Here is a 19,981-nt window from a genome sequence, read left to right as displayed (position 1 = left end):
TTAAGTTTTGGATTTTGCAATTCAATTGTTTCATCAATAAAAGCCCTTTGAAGAACATCTTCTACCAAATAATCTTCATTTTCGGTTTCAGGATGATATTCATCTTTTAAAGAAAGACTAAAAACATTTGCTGTTGTATTGTACCAAAAAGCTTTCCACCCACTTCTTAATTCTTTAATATTTTGGAAAACCGTCTTACCAGTTTGTCTGTGGATTAATTTAATTAGAATCCGACCTTCTGTCTTAGTCATTTTCTTAATCTGATCTGTCAATTCTTCTTCCAAATACTTTTGAACTCTTCGAACATACTTTCTTTTTTTACTTTTCGATTCAATTCTAGCTAATCGAGCATTTAAACTATCAATTCTTTTTGCAGCCAAAACGGCATAAGGATAGGCTTTGAAGACTTTCTTCTTAAACCAGTAATAATAATTTACATCAATTCTATTTTTAAACTTGTGTTTCGGTAATACAGAAACCTCGTTTAATTTTATCATTAAACTGTCTCCGTCTCTTACCAAAAAATAATCATTATTAAAATGAGGTAATGTGTCTTTTATTTGTGCTTCTAACAAGCTTGAAGATAAAATCAAAAAATAAAAAAACAATTTTCTCATAACGTTCAACTGTCAAATACAGTTCCAAATTTACTTTTTCTCTAAAAAAAAACTCGTGATTTCTCACGAGTTTTTTTACTATGCTGTCATTATAGCTTCAGCAATTCTTTTATATGTACCATTTTCAAGCTTTTCTCGAATAGCTGTAAAAGCTTTAATAGTTTCATTTACATCCTCAATTGTGTGACGTGCTGTAGGAATTAATCGCAAAATAATCATTCCTTTTGGAATAACTGGATACACTACAATTGAACAGAATACTCCGTGATTTTCACGTAAATCGTGAACCATAGCCATTGCTTCTGGAATATCTCCTTTTAAATATACAGGAGTAATACAAGTTTGTGTAGTACCTAAATCAAATCCAGCAGCTCTTAAGCCGCTCTGTAGTGCTTCAGTTACTTCCCAAAGTTTATCCTTTAACTCCGGCGTTGTACGAATCATATCCAAACGCTTTAATGCACCTTTTACCATTGGCATTGGTAATGATTTCGCAAACATTTGAGAACGCATGTTATATTGTAAATACTGCACAACATCTTTATCACCTGCGAAAAAAGCTCCAATACCTGCCATTGACTTAGCAAATGTGGCGAAATAAACATCAATACCGTCTTGAACACCTTGTTCATAACCAGTACCTCTACCTCCTTCACCTAAAGTTCCAAAACCGTGAGCATCGTCAACTAATAATCTGAAATTATATTTTTCTTTTAAAGCTACTATTTCACGTAATCTACCTTGCTCACCTCTCATACCGAAAACACCTTCAGAAACTAATAAAATACCCCCTCCAGTTTTTTCAGCCATTTTTGTAGCTCTCTTTAAATTTTTCTCGCAACTTTCAATATCATTATGACGGTACACAAACCTTTTACCAGCGTGTAATCGAACTCCGTCAATAATACATGCATGTGTATCCATATCATACACGATAATATCGTCTTTAGAAACCAAAGCATCTATTGCAGAAACCATTCCCTGATAACCAAAATTTACTAAATAAGAAGCCTCTTTTCCAACAAACTCAGCGCACTCTCTTTCTAATTGTTCGTGAAACTTTGTATGTCCAGACATCATTCTTGCACCCATTGGATACGCCATTCCATCTTCAGCTGCTGACTCTCCATCAACTTTTAAAACTTCAGGATGATTTGCTAAACCTAAATAATCATTAATACTCCAAGTAACAACAGGTTTACCATTAAACATCATTCTATTTGAAATAGGTCCTTCCAACTTCGGAAAAACGTAATATCCTTCTGCCTTATCTGCCCACTTACCTAATGGACCTTTATCACTCTTAATTCTATCAAATAAATCCTTTACCATATATACATTACTTGTTTGGAAAAGCAAAACTAAGTCTTTTTATGTGTATATCAAAAAACTTAACTAGGTGTTATTTAATTTTTATTACCAAATCATTTGTATCAACTAAAGTTCCTCCTTGAAGTTGAACTTTTTCAATAATTCCTCTTGAAACAGCTGTAACTGTAGTTTCCATTTTCATTGCTTCAATGATAAATAAAGGTTGGTTTTCCTGTACAATATCTCCTTCTTTCACGATTACTGAAGAAAGTAATCCTTGTAAAGGGGCGCCTATTTGATTTTCATCATTTAAATCAACCTTCACATTTTCAACTTTCTCAACACTTACTGAATTATCTTTAATTGAAACAACTCTCATTTGTCCGTTAATTTTAAAGAAAACAGTAACATTTCCATTTTCATCTGGATTTGTTTTATGAACAAGAGAAATTAATATTTTCTTACCAGGATCAATTTCAATCATTATCTCTTCTCCTATTTCTAATCCGAAGAAGAAGTTTTTAGTAGGAATGTTCATTACATTTCCATACTTCAAATGTTTATTATGAGTTTCAACAAAAACCTTAGGATATAACTTATACGATAAAAAATCTGTAATTTCTAACTCTCTTCCCATTCCCTGAGAAAACTCCTCTTTAAATTTTTCGAACTCTTTATCGAAATCGATTGGTTTTAAATGTGCATTGGGTCTTTCCTTGTAAGGTTTTTCATTCTTAAGGATAATTTTTTGAACATCCTCGGGAAATCCTCCAACAGGTTGACCTAAATCTCCTTTAAAAAAACTAATTACAGATTGTGGAAAGGAAATTGAGTCTCCACGTTCTTTAACATCTTCAATTGTAAGATTATTACTAATCATGTATTGCGCCATATCTCCTACTACTTTAGAACTTGGCGTCACTTTAATAATATCTCCAAATAATTGGTTTACTTCACCATACATTTTTGTAACTTCAGTAAACTTATCTTCTAAACCTAGAGCAATTGCCTGCCCTTTTAAATTTGAATATTGTCCTCCCGGAATCTCATGCTCATACACTTCTCCTGTTCCAGCTTTTAATCCAGACTCAAAGGGGTAATAATATCCTCGAACTGCTTCCCAATAATTTGAATATTCAGCTAGTTTGTGCATATCTAACGGATTTTCTCTTTCATTAAAACGTAGCATTTCTACCATCGAATTAAAATTTGGTTGAGAAGTTAATCCTGATAATCCTCCTAAGGCAACATCAACGACATCAACACCTGCTTCAATAGCTTTTAAATATGTAGCAGATTGAATAGATGAAGTATCATGAGTGTGCAAATGGATAGGAATATTTATTTCTGACTTTAATGCGGAAATTAACTCGTAAGCTGCCTGTGGCTTTAATAAACCAGCCATATCCTTTACACCCAGAATATGGGCTCCCGCATTTTCAACATCTTTTGCTAATTGGATATAATATTTTAAATCGTATTTTGTTTTACTCGGATTTAAAATATCACCAGTATAACAAATTGAAGCTTCAGCTAAACCTTCAGTTCTATTTCTAACATGTTTAATACATGGTTCAATAGATTTCATCCAATTTAACGAATCGAAAATTCTGAATACATCAACACCAGTTTCCCAAGATTTCTCAACAAATTTTTCAATCAAATTATCTGGATAAGCAGTATAACCAACTCCGTTGGATCCTCTAATTAGCATTTGCAATAAAACATTCGGCATAGCTTGTCTTAACAAAGCTAAACGTTCCCATGGATTCTCTTGCAAAAAACGCAAACAAACATCAAAAGTTGCGCCTCCCCAAACTTCCATACTAAATATATCTGGAAAATTTTTTGAATAACCTTCTGCAACTTTTAACATATCTGTAGTACGCATTCTTGTTGCTAATAAACTTTGATGTGCATCACGCATCGTGGTATCTGTAAAGTGAATTTTCTTCTCTTTCTTCAGCCATTTTGCAAACTTTTCTGGACCTAATTCAGTTAATAAATCCTTTGTTCCTTTTGGGTGACTCTCTAATTTTGGAAACTGAGGGATTTTAGGAGTTGAAAACTTTCTGTTAGGATCAACCTTTTTCACATCTGAATTACCATTAACAATTACCTCTCCTAAGAAATTAATAAGTTTATTTGCTCTGTTTTTAGGTTCTTTAAAATCAAATAACTTTGGTTCGTTTTTAATGAAGTTAACTGTAACTTCTCCATCTCTAAAGGTCTGATGACTTAGTATATTTCTTAAAAATGCTATATTGGTTTTGACACCCCTGATTCTAAACTCCAATAATGCACGTAACATTTTACGACAAGCTCCATCTAAAGTTCTACTTCTCGCTGATGCTTTTACCAACATTGAATCAAAGAAAGGGGAAATTTTCACTCCTTGATAAATACTTCCCGCATCTAGGCGAATTCCAAATCCTGAAGCACTACGATATGTTGTGACAATTCCATAATCAGGTTTAAAATCATTGGCAGGATCTTCTGTCGTAATTCTACATTGTAATGCATAACCCGAAATAGTTATTGACTCCTGGCTTGGTATTTTAATTTGAGTATCTTCTAATTTATATCCGCCAGCAATGAACAACTGAGTTTTTACTAAGTCAATATTAGTAACCATTTCTGTAACTGTATGCTCTACCTGTATTCTTGGATTTACTTCAATGAAATAGATACTGTTATCTTCATCTACCAAAAACTCCACTGTACCTATATTATTATAGTTTACGGCACTACAAATATTAAGAGCATATTTATATAAATTATTCTTAGTTTCTTCTGGCAAACCGAAAGACGGAGCAAACTCAATTACTTTTTGATAACGCCTTTGAACCGAACAATCTCTTTCATATAAATGCACAATATTTCCGTGAATATCAGCTACTATTTGGATTTCAATATGCTTTGGATTCTCTACAAATTTTTCTAAGAATACAGTATCATCTCCGAACGCATTTAACGCTTCTCTTTGTGCTTCTGGGTATGCTTTCTTTAGATCATCAGCATTTCTAATCACTCTCATTCCTCTACCACCACCTCCAGAAGCTGCTTTTAACATTACTGGGTAACTAATTTTTTCAGCTTCTTCTAAAGCAACTTCAATTGACGTTAAATCTTTATCACTACTTTGAATAATTGGAACGTTATTAGCCACTGCAACTTCTTTAGCCGTGATTTTATCTCCCAATGCTTTTAGTACCGAAACTTTTGGTCCAACGAAAATAATTCCATTATCTTCACACTTCTGTGCAAACTCAGCATTTTCAGATAAAAATCCGTAACCAGGATGAATTGCATCTGCATTATTTTCTACTGCAACTTTAATAATTGCATCAATATCCAAATAAGGCTTTAAAGGATCATTATCATCTCCAATTTGATAACATTCATCTGCTTTATATCTATGCAATGAATAACGATCTTCATACGTATAAATCCCGACCGTTTTGATACCTATTTCCACACAGGCTCTAAAAACCCTTATTGCAATTTCTCCTCGATTGGCAACGAGTACTTTCTTAATGTTCATTCTTTTGTTTTGTTGTGAATTTGTCTGTTTCCAAAGTTAATTTAAAATTCATTTTTATTGAAAAAATATAACTCTTTTACTTACACAAGTTAATTAATTAACATATTCGTAAAAATATGTTTAGAGAAAAATCGATTTCGCATTATTTAATTATTGATTTAATAATATGGCAAAAAAAAGATGATTTTATCAATTTACCCGATATCATTTTCGCTTTTAAAATAGATTGTAGAAGTTTTCTGAAAAGCAAAAAAGATATCAAAGAATGACACCTTTTTCACTTTTGTAAAAGATTAAACAAGAATTTTTCCCTTGTTATTATTTAATTCTTTTTGGAAAGGTTGGCTATATAATCTTCTTTTTAGAGCCTTATATATTGCATTTGCAACTGCTCCTCCTGCTGGTGGCAAACCTGGTTCTCCTAAACCTGTCGGCGAAAGATCATTGTCTACAAAATGAACTTCAACCTCTGGAGTTTCATTCATTCTTATTAAACGATATGTATCGAAGTTTTTATGTGAAGGTTTTCCATTTATAAAAGAGAAATCACCATACATTGCATGACCAATTCCATCAAGAACTCCACCTTGAATTTGATTTATTGCGCCTGTAGGATTTACTACAATACCACAATCAACTGCAGCATATACTTTTTTTACAACAGGCAATCTATCTTTTAATTCAATTTCAGCAACCTCTGCAACATGGGTATTATGACTGTAATAAGCGGCAAAACCCTTGTAAACACCTTGTTTTTTCTCGCTCCAATTACTTTTCTCCACGACCAACTTAATAGTATCTTCCATTCTTTGACCAGAATATTGGATTCTATCATCAGTGGTATTCTTCACATTTTGGAGAAGATCCAAACGTAACTGCACTGTATCTTGACCTAATTCTTCAGCAATTTCATCAAAGAAACTTTGTTCAGCATAAGCTAGGAAATTTGTATAAGGAGCTCTCCAAGCACCCGTTGTAATGTTACTTTGATAATTTTTAGTAGAAACTTTATAGTTCGGAATACAACCGGCAGGAAAGAAGTTAGGAATTAGTCCGTACATATTTCCGTTAACTGCTGCTTCTTTTAAATGATATCCAGTTAATTTTCCATCTTTAATGGATGCAGCAATTCTATACTTTATTGCCGGACGATAAATCCCATCCGTCATATCATCTTCTCTAGAAAAAACAACTTTAACCGGCTTTTTAGTCAAATTAGAAATTTCAGCAGCTTCTTCTGCGAAATCTCCATATAGTCTTCTTCCAAAACCTCCACCCATACGAGTCATTTCTAATTCGATTTCACTTTCATCTCTATTTAATGCCTTAGCTATTTTTCCAGCTGTCCATTGTGGAGTTTGAATTGGTCCTACCAAATGTACTTTTTCAGCAGTGACATTTGCATAGAAGTTCATTGGTTCTAAACAATTATGAGGTAAAAATGGAGAATGGTATGTTCTTTGAATTACTTTATCTGCAGATTTAAATGCAGCTGTGACGTCACCATCATTTCTTGGCACATCAAAATCTTTTCCATCAAGAATTCCTGTTAATATTCTGTCATGATCCTCCGTATTTTCTAAATCCTTATCACTACTCCATTCAGCTTTTAAAGCTTTTTTACCTTTCATTGCCGACCAAGTATTGGTTCCTAGAACAGCAACTTTATTTCCAAATCTTATAACTTGTGTAACACCATTTACTTTTTTAGCTACTGAATCGTCAAAACTCACCAATTCTTGACCGAAAGCTGGAGGTCTTAATATAGAAGCATAATACATTCCTTCTACTTTATAATCTAGACCAAACAAAGGTTGACCTGTTACAATCTTTTTTAAATCAACATTCACAGCATCCTTCCCAATAATCGTATACTCCGAAGGCTTTTTCAGCTCTACTTTTTCTGGAACTTCTAAAACAGCAGCTTCCTTAACAACATCCCCATAACCTAAAGTTTCTCCATTAGCATTTTTGATAATTCCTTTTGAAGCCTTACATGTAGAAGCTTCAACTCCCCATTTTAAAGCAGCAGCATTAATCAACATTTGCTTTGTTGTTGCACCTGTTTGTCTTAAAGCATCCCAACCAAATCTTATCGATTGACTTCCTCCTGCCACTTGACGAGTATAATCTTTATTATTGTACTTTGCTTGAACAACATTAACTTTATCCCATTCAACATCTAACTCTTCAGCAATAATCATTGGCATTGCGGTTTTCACACCTTGTCCGATTTCTGGATTCGGGGAATAAATAGTTACATAACCATTATCAGCTATTTTAATAAATGCATTAAAATCATTAAAATTCAAATTTGCAATATTAACAGGTGGCTTTGCCTCGGATTTACAAGCTGTAAATAAATTAAAACCAACTAATAAACCTCCAGTTGCTAATGCAGAAGTTCTTAAGAAATTTCTTCTACTAAATTTCAAATTGTTTTTTTGTGTGCTCATGATTATTGATTTTAAGATATTTTGGTCGCAGCTTTAGCTACAGCTTTTTCTATTCTATTATATGATGCACAACGACAAAGATTTCCGTGCATTGCTTCACGAATTTCCTCTGTAGTTGGATTTGGATTTTCTTTTAAGAAAGAAGCGGCTGTCATTATTTGACCAGCTTGGCAATAACCACATTGTGGTACATCTTCTTCTTCCCAAGCTTCTTGTAAAGGATGACTTCCATCTTTGGACAGTCCTTCAATTGTGGTAATTTCCTCTTTATCTAGGAGAGAAACTTGTAATTGACAGCTTCTTGTAGCATTCCCATCAACATGAACTGTGCATGCTCCACATTGTGCAATTCCACATCCAAATTTGGTTCCAACTAAATTAAGTTTGTCACGTAAAATCCATAGCAAAGGAGTATCTGAATCGGCATCAACTGTAACCGCTTCTCCGTTGATTTTTAAGTTATAGGTTGGCATTTTGTGTAAGTTTTTAATGATTTTAAGTTACGAAAAATATCAACACTATTATAGTTAGGACTACTTTTATGATTTATTTAGTAATTTTTCTAAACCGAAAAAATATTATCTGACTAAACTATGATGTAAAAAAGATTGAATCTTCACTCTTGGTAATTAAATCTTTTGCTAATTAATTAAATAATTCAAAATAAGATTATTGATAAGCCAGAGTAATCACGTTTGTTTATAAAATTTAGCAACTTGTAATTGGACTACTGCTAAACACGCTACGATTATTATTTCTAACCATAAATATACCCACCCCAAAAGTTTAATATGTTCAAAGTGATAAAAAGCCATTCCTAATGACAGACTTATATATGATAGGTTGGTAACTCCAATTATTGTTAAATTAAATTCTAATTTTAATTTTGAATAGAAATAACAGTAAAAATCGTATACCGCAAATAAACAAGGAAAAGATGCCAATAAATAAAGTGTAAATTTTGGAATACCAATTAGGATTTCTAATTTAACTAAAATGATCCCTAAAAAAATAGCAGATACAATAGCTCCTATTCCATCTATCATAAATAATCTTTTAGGATTTATCTTTCCAAACTCTAGGAATCTCTTAAACATTCACCTATTATATTCAATTGACATCTAGAAATATGACTTTTTAAAGCGCTTCATTTATTATACCTTGAACAACCTCTGGATTTAAAAGTGTACTTGTATCTCCCAGATTACTCAAATCGTTTGAAGCTATTTTTCTCAAAATTCGTCGCATAATTTTTCCAGAACGTGTTTTAGGCAATCCTTTTGTAAATTGAATTTTATCAAGCTTTGCAATTGGTCCAACTTGTTCAGTAATTATTTGATTAATTTCTTTACGAACATTTTCATGTAGCCTAGACTCACCTGTATCTTTTAAAATAACATATCCATACAATGCATTTCCCTTGATATCATGTGGGAACCCAACAATTGCGGACTCAGCAACGGCAGGATGTTCATTAATCGCATCTTCAATTGGTGCTGTTCCTAAATTATGTCCAGAAACAATAATTACATCATCCACTCTTCCTGTAATTCTATAATATCCAACCTCATCACGTAAAGCTCCGTCACCTGTAAAATATTTATTTTCAAAAGTTGAAAAATACGTTTCTTTATAACGTTGGTGATTTCCCCAAATAGTTCTTGCCATAGATGGCCAAGGAAACTTAATACATAACCTTCCTTCCACTTGATTTCCTTTAATTTCATTCCCATCACCATCCATTAATGTTGTTTGAATCCCTGGGAAAGGTAATGTTGCATATGTTGGTTTTGTTGGAGTTGAAAAAGGAATTGGTGTAATCATAATTCCTCCTGTTTCTGTTTGCCACCAAGTATCTACAATCGGGCTTTGACCCTTTCCGATGTTGTCATCATACCAATGCCAAGCTTCCTCATTAATTGGTTCTCCTACAGTACCTAAAATTTTTAGTGATGATAAATCATGAGATTCAACATTACCCAATCCTTCTTTTGCTAATGCTCTAATTGCAGTTGGTGCCGTGTAAAATTGATTTACCTTATGTTTTTCTACAATTTCCCAAAAACGTCCGTAATTTGGATAACTTGGAACTCCTTCAAACATTATGGTAGTAGCTCCATTTGCTAATGGTCCATATACAATGTAACTATGACCAGTAATCCAACCAATATCCGCTGTACACCAATACACATCATTCTCTCTGTATTGGAATACATTTTTGAACGTGTAAGCAGTATACACCATATATCCTGCTGTAGTGTGTAACATTCCTTTTGGCTTTCCTGTTGATCCTGAAGTATAGAGAATAAATAATGGATCTTCAGCTTTCATTATTTCTGCATCACAGTGCTCAGAAGCTTTATTTAACAAGGGTTGAATCCATTCATCTCTACCTTCTTTCATTGTAATTTTCGAATCAATTCTTTTCACAACCAATACACTCTCTATTGTTGTACAATCTTCTAATGCTTCATCAACAATACCTTTTAAATCAATTGTTTTACTCCCCCTAAATGAGCCATCAGATGTTATAACCATTTTACATTCTGAATCATTAATTCTAGTAGCTAAGGCATTTGAAGAAAACCCTGCAAAAACAACCGAGTGAATTGCACCAATTCGAGCACATGCTAATAACGAAATAGCTAATTCAGGAATCATTGGTAAATAAATACAAACTCGATCTCCTTTTTTAATTCCTTTTGCTTTTAACACATTCGCAAATTTATTTACTCTATCATATAATTCTTTATACGTAATATGTTGTGCTTCTTCATCAGGATTATTGGATTCAAATAAAATGGCAGTTTTATTTCCTCGAGTTACCAAATGACGATCAATACAATTTTCAGTAATATTTAACTCAGCTCCTTCAAACCATTTCACCTCAGGTTTGGTAAAATCCCAATCTAAAACTTTATCCCATCGTTTTCTCCATAGGAAATGCTCCTCTGCAATTTCTTCCCAAAAATTCTCTGGATTTCTAACTGATCTTCGATATACTTGAAAATATTCTTCTAGATTTTTGATATGGTAATTACTCATACTTGATTGATTTGTTGCCTCAATTTATCTCTTTTTAATTAAACATCAACACATAGTACTAGAAAATTAATAATTCTTTTAAAATTTTGTTTTTTATCGATTTTATGAATGCTTTAGTCGATTTTATTTGGCTGAAAATAATTTATAATTAACTATATAAAATATTAATTTTCAATTTCTTCAATCAGCATGGTATAGTCGTATTGCAAATCTTCGTGTAGAGTGTACATCGCTTTCTTTGCCATTCTCATTTGTGTTTCAAAGATATTTTGTAATCTGATACTTTTTGAAATCGATGGTTTAAGTTGCTTAAGTTTTAAACAGAAATACAACAACAATTCCACTTCTGTACTTTTCTTTTTGGAATAGCGAATGAATTTTTTTAATGAAGAAAGAATTTTGCGTATACTCTTCCGAATGTAAAAGAAACTCTTGGTATTTATCTCGCTGAAAGATTCGTCTACTTGAATTTTAATAGATTCAATATAATGATCTTCATTAGATGCTTCAAAAAGTAAATATGTTAGCAACTCTTTATTTTCTTTTTTAAAACGAGCTAATTTTAAACATAATTCTAACAACTCATCTTGATTTTGATGTTTTAATTCATCCTTCAAAACTTTTATTGTAGCTGCTTTCATATATACTAATTAACTTTTTAATTCTTCAAAGCTATCAAAAAGTCTCTTTTTAATCATTGTAAAAATCCTTTTATTATACTCTGATGACTCTAATTTATACTCTTCAAATTCATTTACTGTAAACTGGCCAATAACAATTCCGAGTAGTTGATTTTTAACAACATTATTTCTAGAAAACGAGTTTTCAAGGATATTACTAAACTCATCCTGATTTATGGAAACTAATTTCACTCTATGCTTTTCCGCCCAATTCCTATACATGAGTATGAAAATATCGTGTTGTAGTTTTAAAATAGGGCGTAAGGTAACATTTTGAAACCCTTCTGTTCTGCCAATTGCGGTTAACTCTAATTTAGGTCTAATATCTAATTTACTTATCATAATCTCTTATTGGTTCTCAAAAATAATGTTTTGTTTATGTTTTTTAACAAAACATTAAACATTTTGTGTTTTTTTAAAGGCTAACTTCGTAAAAACTTAAAACTAATATTATGAATTTCAAAAAATTATCACTTTTATTATTACTTTCTTTTTCTACCTCTATTGCTTTTGCAAATGATAATAATGATCCTATTAAAAATAAAAAGGAAGACAAAACAAAAGAAACTATTGTTGGTGTCGCTGCGTCAAATAAAAATTTCTCAACCCTTGTTGCTGCCGTTAAAGCTGCTAACTTGGTTGATGTATTAAACGGAGATGGTCCTTTTACGGTTTTCGCACCAACTAATGACGCTTTTAATAAGTTACCACAAGGTACCGTTCCATCTTTACTAAAGCCAGAAAATAAAAAGTTATTAGGTGCAGTATTAACATATCATGTTGTTGCTGGAAAATTTGATGCAAATGCCGTTGTCAAGGCTATCAAAGCTAATAATGGAAAATTTGTGATCAAGACAGTTCAAGGAAATAATTTAACTGCCATGATTAAGAATGGAAATGTACTATTAAAAGATGCTAAAGGGAATATTTCTAAAGTAATTATGACAGACGTTGAAGCGAGTAACGGAATTATCCATGCTATCGATACAGTTGTAATGCCTCAATAATCAAAACTGATTCAAATAAAAACCAAAAAGAGAAGTAAATACTTCTCTTTTTTTATTTTACTTCTAAGTAATTACTAATATTTTTTTCAATCCTCTCTAAAATATTCTCTGTATTCGCTTTTATAAACTTCTCTCCTGTTATTTGCTCATACAACTCAATATATCTGTTGGAGATTTCTAATATTTTATCATCATTCATTTCAGGAATTTGTTGACCATCTTTTCCTTGAAATTCATTTTCAATTAACCATTGGCGAACAAATTCTTTAGACAATTGTTTTTGTTTCTCTCCCTTTTCTTGACGCTCCGAATATCCTTCTTCATAAAAATAGCGAGAAGAATCTGGTGTATGTATTTCATCAATCAATACAATTTTTCCATCCTTTGTTCTACCAAATTCGTATTTCGTATCAACTAAAATCAATCCTCTTTTGGCTGCTATTTCTGTCCCTCTTTCGAACAACTTTTTTGTGTAATTTTCTAAAACAAGATAATCTTCTTCTGAAACTATCCCTTTGGCTATAATTTCTTCTCTAGAAATATCTTCATCATGTTCACCATTATCTGCTTTTGTTGATGGAGTAATCATTGGGTCAGGAAATTTATCATTTTCTTTCATTCCTTCTGCCATAGCCACACCACATAGCATTCTCTTACCAGCATTATATTCACGAGCTGCATGACCTGATAAATACCCTCGTATAACCATTTCTACTTTGAAAGGTTCACAAAGATGACCTACTGCTACATTTTCATCTGGATTTGCAACTAACCAATTCGGAACGATATCAGCAGTATCATTCATCATTTTTGTCGCAATCTGATTTAGGATTTGTCCTTTAAATGGAATTTGTCGAGGCAAAATTACATCGAAAGCCGACAAACGATCTGAAGCAATCATAACTAGAACTTCATCGTTAATATTATAAACTTCTCTAACCTTTCCTTTGTAAACAGATTTTTGACCAGGAAAGTTAAAATTCGTTTCGTTAATTGTATTCATTTAGTGTTGCGTTGTTGTAAACGGCAAAAGTAAACTTTTTAATCTTTTTTAGGAATTCTTTTTATCTGCTTTATTTGATCTAGTACAGGAGTAACAGTTAACTCTGTATCATCCTCTTGAACATAAAATATGTAACTTGTATTTTGACCAATTTTCTTAACATTTAATACTTCTCCACTTTTAAAAACAAGTGTATGATCATTTTTAAATTTCTTATCCTTTAGTTTTTGCTTATAACTAACAGACATTCCTATTCTCATGCTCGGGAATATTACTAATAAAGCGAGTAATAATGCAAAATATAAAGTCTTCTTACTCTTAATACTTTCTAAGGATTTAGTCTTTTTAGTTTTCTTAAAAATCCATGGAAGAAACATCCTTATGTATAGATAATAAAAGAGCATCACTAAGACAACTATTATAAAAACTCTTAAATCACTTGTAATTAAGCTGAAAGGCGATATCAAAGCATCCAAAATTGAAGTATATTCCAAATAATGAACACCAAGGACTCCATAAAAGATACTTTCACTTATGACCCCAATAACAACTAGAATTATATAAGCCAAAGAAAGAATTTCTTGTAAATTAAGATTTTTAAACATAAATCTATTCTGTTTCTATACTCTTGTAAGCTTTAATAATCTTCTTCACTAATCTATGACGAACTACATCCTTATCATCCAAATAAATCTGCCCAACGCCATCAATACTTTTTAATGCAAGTAATGCCTCTTTTAGTCCTGAAACTTGCTTTCTAGGCAAATCTATTTGACCAGGATCACCAGTAATTACAAATTTCGCACGCATTCCCATGCGGGTTAAAAACATTTTCATTTGAGCGTGTGTTGTATTTTGAGCTTCATCCAAAATAACAAAAGCATTATCTAAAGTTCTACCACGCATAAATGCTAAGGGAGCAATTTGTATCGTTCCGTTTTCAAGATACACTTGTAGTTTTTCAGAAGGAATCATATCGCGTAATGCATCATATAATGGTTGCATATACGGATCTAATTTTTCTTTAAGATCTCCTGGAAGAAATCCTAAATTCTCTCCTGATTCTACAGCAGGTCTTGTTAAAATTATTCTTCTAACTTCTTTTTCTTTTAAAGCTTTTACGGCTAAAGCAACAGCTGTGTATGTTTTTCCTGTTCCTGCTGGACCAACTGCAAATAATAAATCATTTTCTCGCATGATTTTTACCATTTTACGTTGATTTTCAGTTTGCGGTTTAATTATTTTTCCGCTAACTCCATGGACAAGAATTTCACTATTATCTCCAAACTTACGTTCCTCCTCTTCTTTTCCGTTAGAAGTTAATATACGTTCAATACTATTTTCATCAAGATTATTATAGCGATCATAGTACTTTATCAAACGTTCTAAACGCTTTTCAAACTCATCTAAAATTTCAGGATCTCCATAAATTTTAAGTTTATTACCGCGAGCAACAATCTTAATTTTAGGAAAATAAGTTTTTAAAAGGGATAGTGTGCTGTTTTGAGCACCAAAGAATTCTTTAGGATTGATTTCTGTAAGTTCAATTACTCTTTCGTTCAAATGCTATACTTTTTTAATTTTATTATGTTTAAATGTAGTAATTATTTTATTCATTTATGTAGCTTTGTCTTAATTTTCAACTGAGTTTTTCACAAAATAATTAACAATTAACACTTTAGATGGCACTTATCACTTTAACTACTGATTTTGGATTAAAAGATCATTTTGTTAGTGCGGTTAAAGGTGCTATTTATTCTGAATTGCCAGAAGCTCGAATTGTTGACATTACCCATGAAATTAGTCCTTTCAACATTGCACAAACTGCTTATATTTTAAAAAACGCATACAAAAACTTTCCAAAAGGAACAATTCATATAATAGGTGTTGATTCTGAATTAAGCATTCAAAATAAACATATTGCAATTCTTTTAGATGAACATTATTTTATCTGTCCTGATAATGGAATTATTTCTATGATTGCTTCCGAAGTATATCCAACGAAAATTGTTGAAATAAACATTCACAATCATATTGAAAGTAGTTTTCCTGTTTTGGATGTTTTTGTAAAAGTTGCCAGTTTTATTGCAAGAGGTGGAAAATTAAGTGTAATTGGTAAAGCTACAGAAGATTATAAAAAAATGGTTGAAATTCAACCAAAAGTGAATCAAGAGAAAAACATAATTGTAGGAGGCGTTATTTATATTGATAATTACGGCAACGTTATTAGTAATATCAGTAAAAAAATGTTTAATGATATTGGTAAAGACAGACCTTTTAAAATTACCGCACGACGCTACACTTTTGATAAAATTAATAATCAATACAATGATATTGTAGACTTTGATTATGCAGATATTCGTGCTTTTGATGGAAAAAAATTAGCTTTATTTAATTCAGCTAATTATTTAGAAATTGCCATTTTCAGAAGTAACTTAAAAACTGTTGGTGGTGCTTCAACCTTATTAGGTTTGAGATACAGAGATAGAATTACTGTTGAATTTACAAACCCAAGCACTCCAGAATTTACTACTATTTAATACTTAAATATATGTTTGTACGAATTGTAAAAATGAATTTTCAATCTGAAACAATTCCAACCTTTTTAGAAAACTTTGATAAGAAGAAAGAATTTATACGAAATTTCCCCGGATGTCGTTTATTAGAGTTGTATAGAGATAAAACAAATCCAAACATATTTTTTACCTATAGCTATTGGGACGAAGAAGAAGATTTAGAAAATTACAGACACTCTGAATTATTCCAGAATATTTGGGCAGAGACAAAAGTATTTTTTAACGATAAACCACTAGCTTGGAGTGTAGATAAAGTGGTAAGTTTACCTTAAATTTTAAAAATTACAATATGAAAATTAAAACTTTACAATTGCTAGTTGTATTAATGACTGTCTCGTCATCATTTGGTCAAACAGAAAAAGGAAAATTTTTAATAGGATTAAATACACCTTTATCTTTTTCAAGCAATTCTTCTCGAATTATAAATAATTCCTCAGGTTCTAGCTTTGAAAATGATTCATCTACTATTTTTAGTTTTTCTCCTCAGGTTGGTTATTCTATTATTGATAATCTTTTTCTTGGGCTAGATTTATCTTTTTCTTTTTCTAGTTCAGAAAATAATACATCAGAAACAAACTCAAATACCTTTGTAGTTGCACCATTTGTTAAATATTATTATCCAACAAAGAATGATTTTAACTTTTTTGGACAATTTAAATATGGCTTTGGTCGTTCTAATTCGAAACTAGAAAATATTGGATTTATTGATCCTATGATTCCTTCTGTTATCGAGTGGGAAAATAATATTGAAGAACTCCTTTTAGGGTTTGGAGTAGGTTATTTTGTTCATGAAATATTAAACATAGAGCTATCAATTAATTATCAAAATACATTTTATGATAGCTTTGCTAATTTTAGTGGAGATCAATTGGCTATTGACACATTTAGTGCATCCATAGGATTTTCTTTATTTTTATAATTAATGAAATCAATATTTAAAAAAGAATTTAACTCGTTTTTTGCTTCTCCTGTAGCCTATTTGGTTATTGGAGTTTTTTTACTTGTAAACGGACTGTTTTTATGGGTTTTAAAAGATAACTTCAATATTTTAAACGCTGGATTTGCCGATTTAAATTCTTTCTTTTTTATCGCTCCTTGGTTATTTTTATTTTTAATTCCTGCAATAACAATGAAGAGTTTTGCAGACGAATTTAATACTGGAACTCTTGAAATATTAAAAACGAAACCCTTAACAGATTGGCAAATTGTTTTAGGAAAATATTCAGCTTCTTTGTTTTTAGTTGTTGTAGCTCTTATCCCAACATTGACTTATGTGTATTCCATTTATGCATTAGGTAACCCAGTAGGAAATTTAGATTTAGGAAGTATTATAGGTTCTTATTTTGGCATGTTGTTTTTAGCTTCAGGATATTGTGCTATTGGATTATTTACCTCCACCCTTTCTAAAAATCAAATCGTTGCATTTATACTAGCCGTTTTTATTTCATTTTTTATGTTTTATGGCTTTGATGCAATTGCTAATTTATTAGGGAGTTCTGAGTTTTATGTTCGTCAGTTTGGTTTTAACGAACATTTTAAAAGTATTAGTCGTGGAGTAATTGACACTAGAGATATTGTTTACTTTGTAAGTGTGACATTCTTCTTCTTATTTGCAACCAAAAATCGATTAGATCATGAGTAAAAATTTGAAAAAGATTCTTTTTGTTTTAGTAGGATTACTTTTAGCAAACTTTATTAGTTCTTCGCTTTTTACGCGTTTCGATTTAACAAAAGATAAGCGATATACTCTTTCAGATGTTTCAAAAAACATAGTCAATAAACTTGATAAAAACTTAATTGTAAATGTGTATTTAGAAGGAGATTTTCCTTCTGAATTTAAACGTTTACAAATTGAAACGCGTCAATTTTTAGAAGAACTTCAAGCAGAAAATACAAATATTCGTTTTCGCTTTATCAATCCAGACGATATCCGAGAAGATTTGGTTAAAAACGGAATGATGCCAAGTCAACTAACTGTCGAAGAGGATGGTAAACTTTCTGAAGCCATTATATTTCCTTGGGCAGCAATATTTTATGGTGAAAAAGCCATTAGTGTTTCTTTACTTCCCAATACAATGGCAAAATCGCAAGAGAAGCAGTTAGGAAATGCTATTTCTTCTCTAGAATATTCATTCGTAAATGCGATTGAATTAATCACTCAAAAGAAAAGAAAAAAAATCGCGGTTTTATCTGGAAATGGTGAGTTAGAAGATATAAGGCTATATAGCTTTTTAAGTGCACTTGGTAAAAAATATAGCTTGGCAAAATTTACTTTAGATTCAGTTGAAAAGGATCCTTCAAAAACAATTGATCAACTCAAACAATATGATTTATCAATTATAGCCAAACCATCTCAAAAATTCACACAGGAAGAGAAACTGGTCTTAGATCAATACATTATGAATGGTGGAAAATCATTATGGATGATTGACAACTTATATTCAGATACTGATAGTTTGTATAATGAAGGAAAAATGTTGGCCTACAGACGAGATCTTGATTTAACTGATTTATTATTCAGCTATGGAGTTAGAATCAACAACAAATTAGTTCAAGATTTATATGCTTCAAAACTAACCTTAGCTTCAGGAAATTTAGGAAATCAAGCTCAATTTGAAAGTTACGACTGGTTTTATCATCCTTTAGTAGAAGGAAACCCCAATCATCCAATAACCAAAAATATTTTACCTGTTCGATTTCAGTTTACAACGCAGATTGACACGTTAAAAAAGAATATCAAAAAAACACCTCTACTGGTAAGCTCAGTATTATCGAAACTTTCTGGAGCTCCAACTATTATAGAATTAGAGAGTATAGCTAAAGAACCTATTCAGCAAGAATATACCGCGGGAAGTCAATTATTAGCAGTTTTATTAGAAGGTAATTTCAATTCTGCTTACGAAAATAGAACCAAACCATTTAACTATAGAGATTATAAAAAAGTTTCTCCTGAAACTAAAATGGTTGTTATTGCCGATGGTGATATTGCAAAAAATCAGATTTTAAAAGGAAAACCGTACGATTTAGGTTTAGATAAGTGGACACAGCAACGCTTTGGGAATAAAGATTTCTTATTAAATACCGTAGATTATCTACTGGACGATTCGGGTTTAATTTCTTTGAGAAACAAAACGGTTCAATTGAATAGTTTAGATAAGAAAAAGGCTTTTCAAGAGCGAGGTTTCTGGCAATTTTTCAATATAGTTTTACCACTTACTTTATTGTTAGTTTTTGGTTTCGCATTTAATTATTGGAGAAAAAGAAAGTATAGTTAAACCTATATAATATTAGTTTCTCATAAATAAAAAACTCTTAGTTAAATTTCAATAATATAGATTGTCCAACACATGGGAATCAAAAATATGCTTTTGTTTGCCAACATCTTTTAAGAGATAAAAAGAATCAAGGCTTTTGGGAACCTTTTGAATCCAAACAAGAAGCTGATTATGAAGACGGTGAACTAAATGCTTGGTGTAATATCTGTGATGATAAATTGATGGAAGAAGGTGAATGGAATGACACATCTGAAGCTTTCGCTAACATCCAACTTATCTGTAGATCCTGTTTCTTTGAAATTAAATCTAAAAACAAACTAAATCTACATAATAACGGTTAAGTTGAAAGACAAGTAAATTCAAGTCTTTGTATGTTCATATTCAAAATAAACTAGCTAAATAAAAGAAAATTAAACGTACCCATTTATTTTTCTGATCAATTATATAAGAAACATAAATCTTATTAT

At 31.4% G+C, this 19,981-nt stretch carries 18 protein-coding genes (1 of these 18 only partly in view); 6 read left to right on the top strand and 12 right to left on the bottom strand.

Going from position 1 to position 19,981, the window contains the following annotated elements; genetic code table 11:
• The 9 genes from BTO06_RS05175 to BTO06_RS05135 form a co-directional block, all read right to left on the bottom strand.
• Window positions 1–617, bottom strand: the 5' portion of a protein-coding gene (locus BTO06_RS05175; protein WP_100924286.1) for a DUF4294 domain-containing protein. Its footprint begins 142 nt before the window's first position; only the first 617 of its 759 coding nucleotides appear in the window; the start codon lies at window positions 615–617; its stop codon lies off the left edge, out of view.
• Between the two features lie 78 nt (window positions 618–695).
• Complete coding sequence (locus tag BTO06_RS05170; protein WP_100924285.1) at window positions 696–1,949, bottom strand: aminotransferase class I/II-fold pyridoxal phosphate-dependent enzyme; 1,254 nt, start codon at window positions 1,947–1,949, stop codon at window positions 696–698.
• Window positions 1,950–2,019: 70 nt separating this feature from the next.
• A complete protein-coding gene (locus BTO06_RS05165) occupies window positions 2,020–5,472 on the bottom strand; it encodes a pyruvate carboxylase (RefSeq protein ID WP_100924284.1) in 3,453 nt (1,150 codons plus the stop codon).
• A 293-nt stretch (window positions 5,473–5,765) separates the two neighbouring features.
• Window positions 5,766–7,928, bottom strand: coding sequence for a xanthine dehydrogenase family protein molybdopterin-binding subunit (locus BTO06_RS05160; protein WP_100924283.1), 2,163 nt, complete (start codon window positions 7,926–7,928; stop codon window positions 5,766–5,768).
• Window positions 7,929–7,939: 11 nt separating this feature from the next.
• Entirely contained in the window at window positions 7,940–8,401 is a 462-nt protein-coding gene (locus tag BTO06_RS05155) for a (2Fe-2S)-binding protein (RefSeq protein ID WP_100924282.1), read from the bottom strand.
• Window positions 8,402–8,617: 216 nt separating this feature from the next.
• Window positions 8,618–8,974, bottom strand: a complete 357-nt coding sequence (locus BTO06_RS05150) for a hypothetical protein (RefSeq protein WP_198517130.1) — start codon at window positions 8,972–8,974, stop codon at window positions 8,618–8,620.
• A 91-nt stretch (window positions 8,975–9,065) separates the two neighbouring features.
• On the bottom strand, window positions 9,066–10,973 hold the full coding sequence (gene acs, locus BTO06_RS05145; RefSeq protein WP_100924280.1) for an acetate--CoA ligase: 1,908 nt from the start codon (window positions 10,971–10,973) through the stop codon (window positions 9,066–9,068).
• A 164-nt stretch (window positions 10,974–11,137) separates the two neighbouring features.
• Entirely contained in the window at window positions 11,138–11,614 is a 477-nt protein-coding gene (locus tag BTO06_RS05140) for a hypothetical protein (protein ID WP_100924279.1), read from the bottom strand.
• Window positions 11,615–11,623: 9 nt separating this feature from the next.
• Window positions 11,624–11,995 carry a glyoxalase gene (locus BTO06_RS05135; protein WP_100924278.1) on the bottom strand — a complete coding sequence of 124 codons (372 nt, stop codon included), beginning with the start codon at window positions 11,993–11,995 and terminating at the stop codon, window positions 11,624–11,626.
• 110 nt (window positions 11,996–12,105) lie between these two features.
• Here BTO06_RS05135 and BTO06_RS05130 point away from each other — a divergent pair, with 110 nt between their 5' ends.
• Entirely contained in the window at window positions 12,106–12,660 is a 555-nt protein-coding gene (locus BTO06_RS05130) for a fasciclin domain-containing protein (RefSeq protein ID WP_100924277.1), read from the top strand.
• A 52-nt stretch (window positions 12,661–12,712) separates the two neighbouring features.
• Here the strand turns inward: BTO06_RS05130 and BTO06_RS05125 are convergent, their stop codons facing one another.
• Genes BTO06_RS05125 through BTO06_RS05115 form a run of 3 tightly spaced genes read right to left on the bottom strand, consistent with a single transcriptional unit; the run spans window position 12,713 to window position 15,226 of the window.
• Window positions 12,713–13,663, bottom strand: coding sequence for a phosphoribosylaminoimidazolesuccinocarboxamide synthase (locus BTO06_RS05125; protein ID WP_100924276.1), 951 nt, complete (start codon window positions 13,661–13,663; stop codon window positions 12,713–12,715).
• A gap of 38 nt (window positions 13,664–13,701) precedes the next feature.
• Entirely contained in the window at window positions 13,702–14,268 is a 567-nt protein-coding gene (locus BTO06_RS05120; protein ID WP_100924275.1) for a hypothetical protein, read from the bottom strand.
• Window positions 14,269–14,272: 4 nt separating this feature from the next.
• A complete protein-coding gene (locus tag BTO06_RS05115) occupies window positions 14,273–15,226 on the bottom strand; it encodes a PhoH family protein (protein WP_100924274.1) in 954 nt (317 codons plus the stop codon).
• 119 nt (window positions 15,227–15,345) lie between these two features.
• Between BTO06_RS05115 and BTO06_RS05110 the strand changes: the two genes are divergently transcribed.
• From BTO06_RS05110 to gldG, 5 genes are read left to right on the top strand one after another with little or no spacing between them, the layout of a single operon-like run.
• Entirely contained in the window at window positions 15,346–16,203 is an 858-nt protein-coding gene (locus BTO06_RS05110) for an SAM hydrolase/SAM-dependent halogenase family protein (RefSeq protein WP_100924273.1), read from the top strand.
• A gap of 11 nt (window positions 16,204–16,214) precedes the next feature.
• On the top strand, window positions 16,215–16,511 hold the full coding sequence (locus BTO06_RS05105) for a putative quinol monooxygenase (RefSeq protein ID WP_100924272.1): 297 nt from the start codon (window positions 16,215–16,217) through the stop codon (window positions 16,509–16,511).
• A gap of 17 nt (window positions 16,512–16,528) precedes the next feature.
• Complete coding sequence (locus tag BTO06_RS05100) at window positions 16,529–17,158, top strand: outer membrane beta-barrel protein (RefSeq protein ID WP_100924271.1); 630 nt, start codon at window positions 16,529–16,531, stop codon at window positions 17,156–17,158.
• Between the two features lie 3 nt (window positions 17,159–17,161).
• Window positions 17,162–17,881 (top strand): gliding motility-associated ABC transporter permease subunit GldF, encoded by a 720-nt coding sequence (gene gldF, locus BTO06_RS05095; RefSeq protein WP_100924270.1) that lies wholly within the window; start codon window positions 17,162–17,164, stop codon window positions 17,879–17,881.
• Window positions 17,874–19,514, top strand: coding sequence for a gliding motility-associated ABC transporter substrate-binding protein GldG (gene gldG / locus BTO06_RS05090; protein ID WP_100924269.1), 1,641 nt, complete (start codon window positions 17,874–17,876; stop codon window positions 19,512–19,514). The genes gldF and gldG overlap by 8 nt, the downstream gene beginning before the upstream one ends.
• Window positions 19,515–19,981 lie beyond the last annotated feature (467 nt).

It is taken from the genome of Tenacibaculum sp. SZ-18, assembly GCF_002813915.1.
Lineage (GTDB): Bacteria > Bacteroidota > Bacteroidia > Flavobacteriales > Flavobacteriaceae > Polaribacter.
Note: the sequence above shows the minus strand (reverse complement) of the source record. Positions and strands in the feature narration are given on the sequence as shown.

What these genes read in the sequence shown, in the direction of transcription:
- BTO06_RS05170 (WP_100924285.1), bottom strand. Translation starts at nt 1,949, where the DNA reads ATGGTAAAGGATTTATTTGATAGAATTAAGAGTGATAAAGGTCCATTA.
- BTO06_RS05165 (WP_100924284.1), bottom strand. Translation starts at nt 5,472, where the DNA reads ATGAACATTAAGAAAGTACTCGTTGCCAATCGAGGAGAAATTGCAATA.
- BTO06_RS05160 (WP_100924283.1), bottom strand. Translation starts at nt 7,928, where the DNA reads ATGAGCACACAAAAAAACAATTTGAAATTTAGTAGAAGAAATTTCTTA.
- BTO06_RS05155 (WP_100924282.1), bottom strand. Translation starts at nt 8,401, where the DNA reads ATGCCAACCTATAACTTAAAAATCAACGGAGAAGCGGTTACAGTTGAT.
- BTO06_RS05150 (WP_198517130.1), bottom strand. Translation starts at nt 8,974, where the DNA reads ATGATAGATGGAATAGGAGCTATTGTATCTGCTATTTTTTTAGGGATC.
- acs (WP_100924280.1), bottom strand. Translation starts at nt 10,973, where the DNA reads ATGAGTAATTACCATATCAAAAATCTAGAAGAATATTTTCAAGTATAT.
- BTO06_RS05140 (WP_100924279.1), bottom strand. Translation starts at nt 11,614, where the DNA reads ATGAAAGCAGCTACAATAAAAGTTTTGAAGGATGAATTAAAACATCAA.
- BTO06_RS05135 (WP_100924278.1), bottom strand. Translation starts at nt 11,995, where the DNA reads ATGATAAGTAAATTAGATATTAGACCTAAATTAGAGTTAACCGCAATT.
- BTO06_RS05130 (WP_100924277.1), top strand. Translation starts at nt 12,106, where the DNA reads ATGAATTTCAAAAAATTATCACTTTTATTATTACTTTCTTTTTCTACC.
- BTO06_RS05125 (WP_100924276.1), bottom strand. Translation starts at nt 13,663, where the DNA reads ATGAATACAATTAACGAAACGAATTTTAACTTTCCTGGTCAAAAATCT.
- BTO06_RS05120 (WP_100924275.1), bottom strand. Translation starts at nt 14,268, where the DNA reads ATGTTTAAAAATCTTAATTTACAAGAAATTCTTTCTTTGGCTTATATA.
- BTO06_RS05110 (WP_100924273.1), top strand. Translation starts at nt 15,346, where the DNA reads ATGGCACTTATCACTTTAACTACTGATTTTGGATTAAAAGATCATTTT.
- BTO06_RS05105 (WP_100924272.1), top strand. Translation starts at nt 16,215, where the DNA reads ATGTTTGTACGAATTGTAAAAATGAATTTTCAATCTGAAACAATTCCA.
- BTO06_RS05100 (WP_100924271.1), top strand. Translation starts at nt 16,529, where the DNA reads ATGAAAATTAAAACTTTACAATTGCTAGTTGTATTAATGACTGTCTCG.
- gldF (WP_100924270.1), top strand. Translation starts at nt 17,162, where the DNA reads ATGAAATCAATATTTAAAAAAGAATTTAACTCGTTTTTTGCTTCTCCT.
- gldG (WP_100924269.1), top strand. Translation starts at nt 17,874, where the DNA reads ATGAGTAAAAATTTGAAAAAGATTCTTTTTGTTTTAGTAGGATTACTT.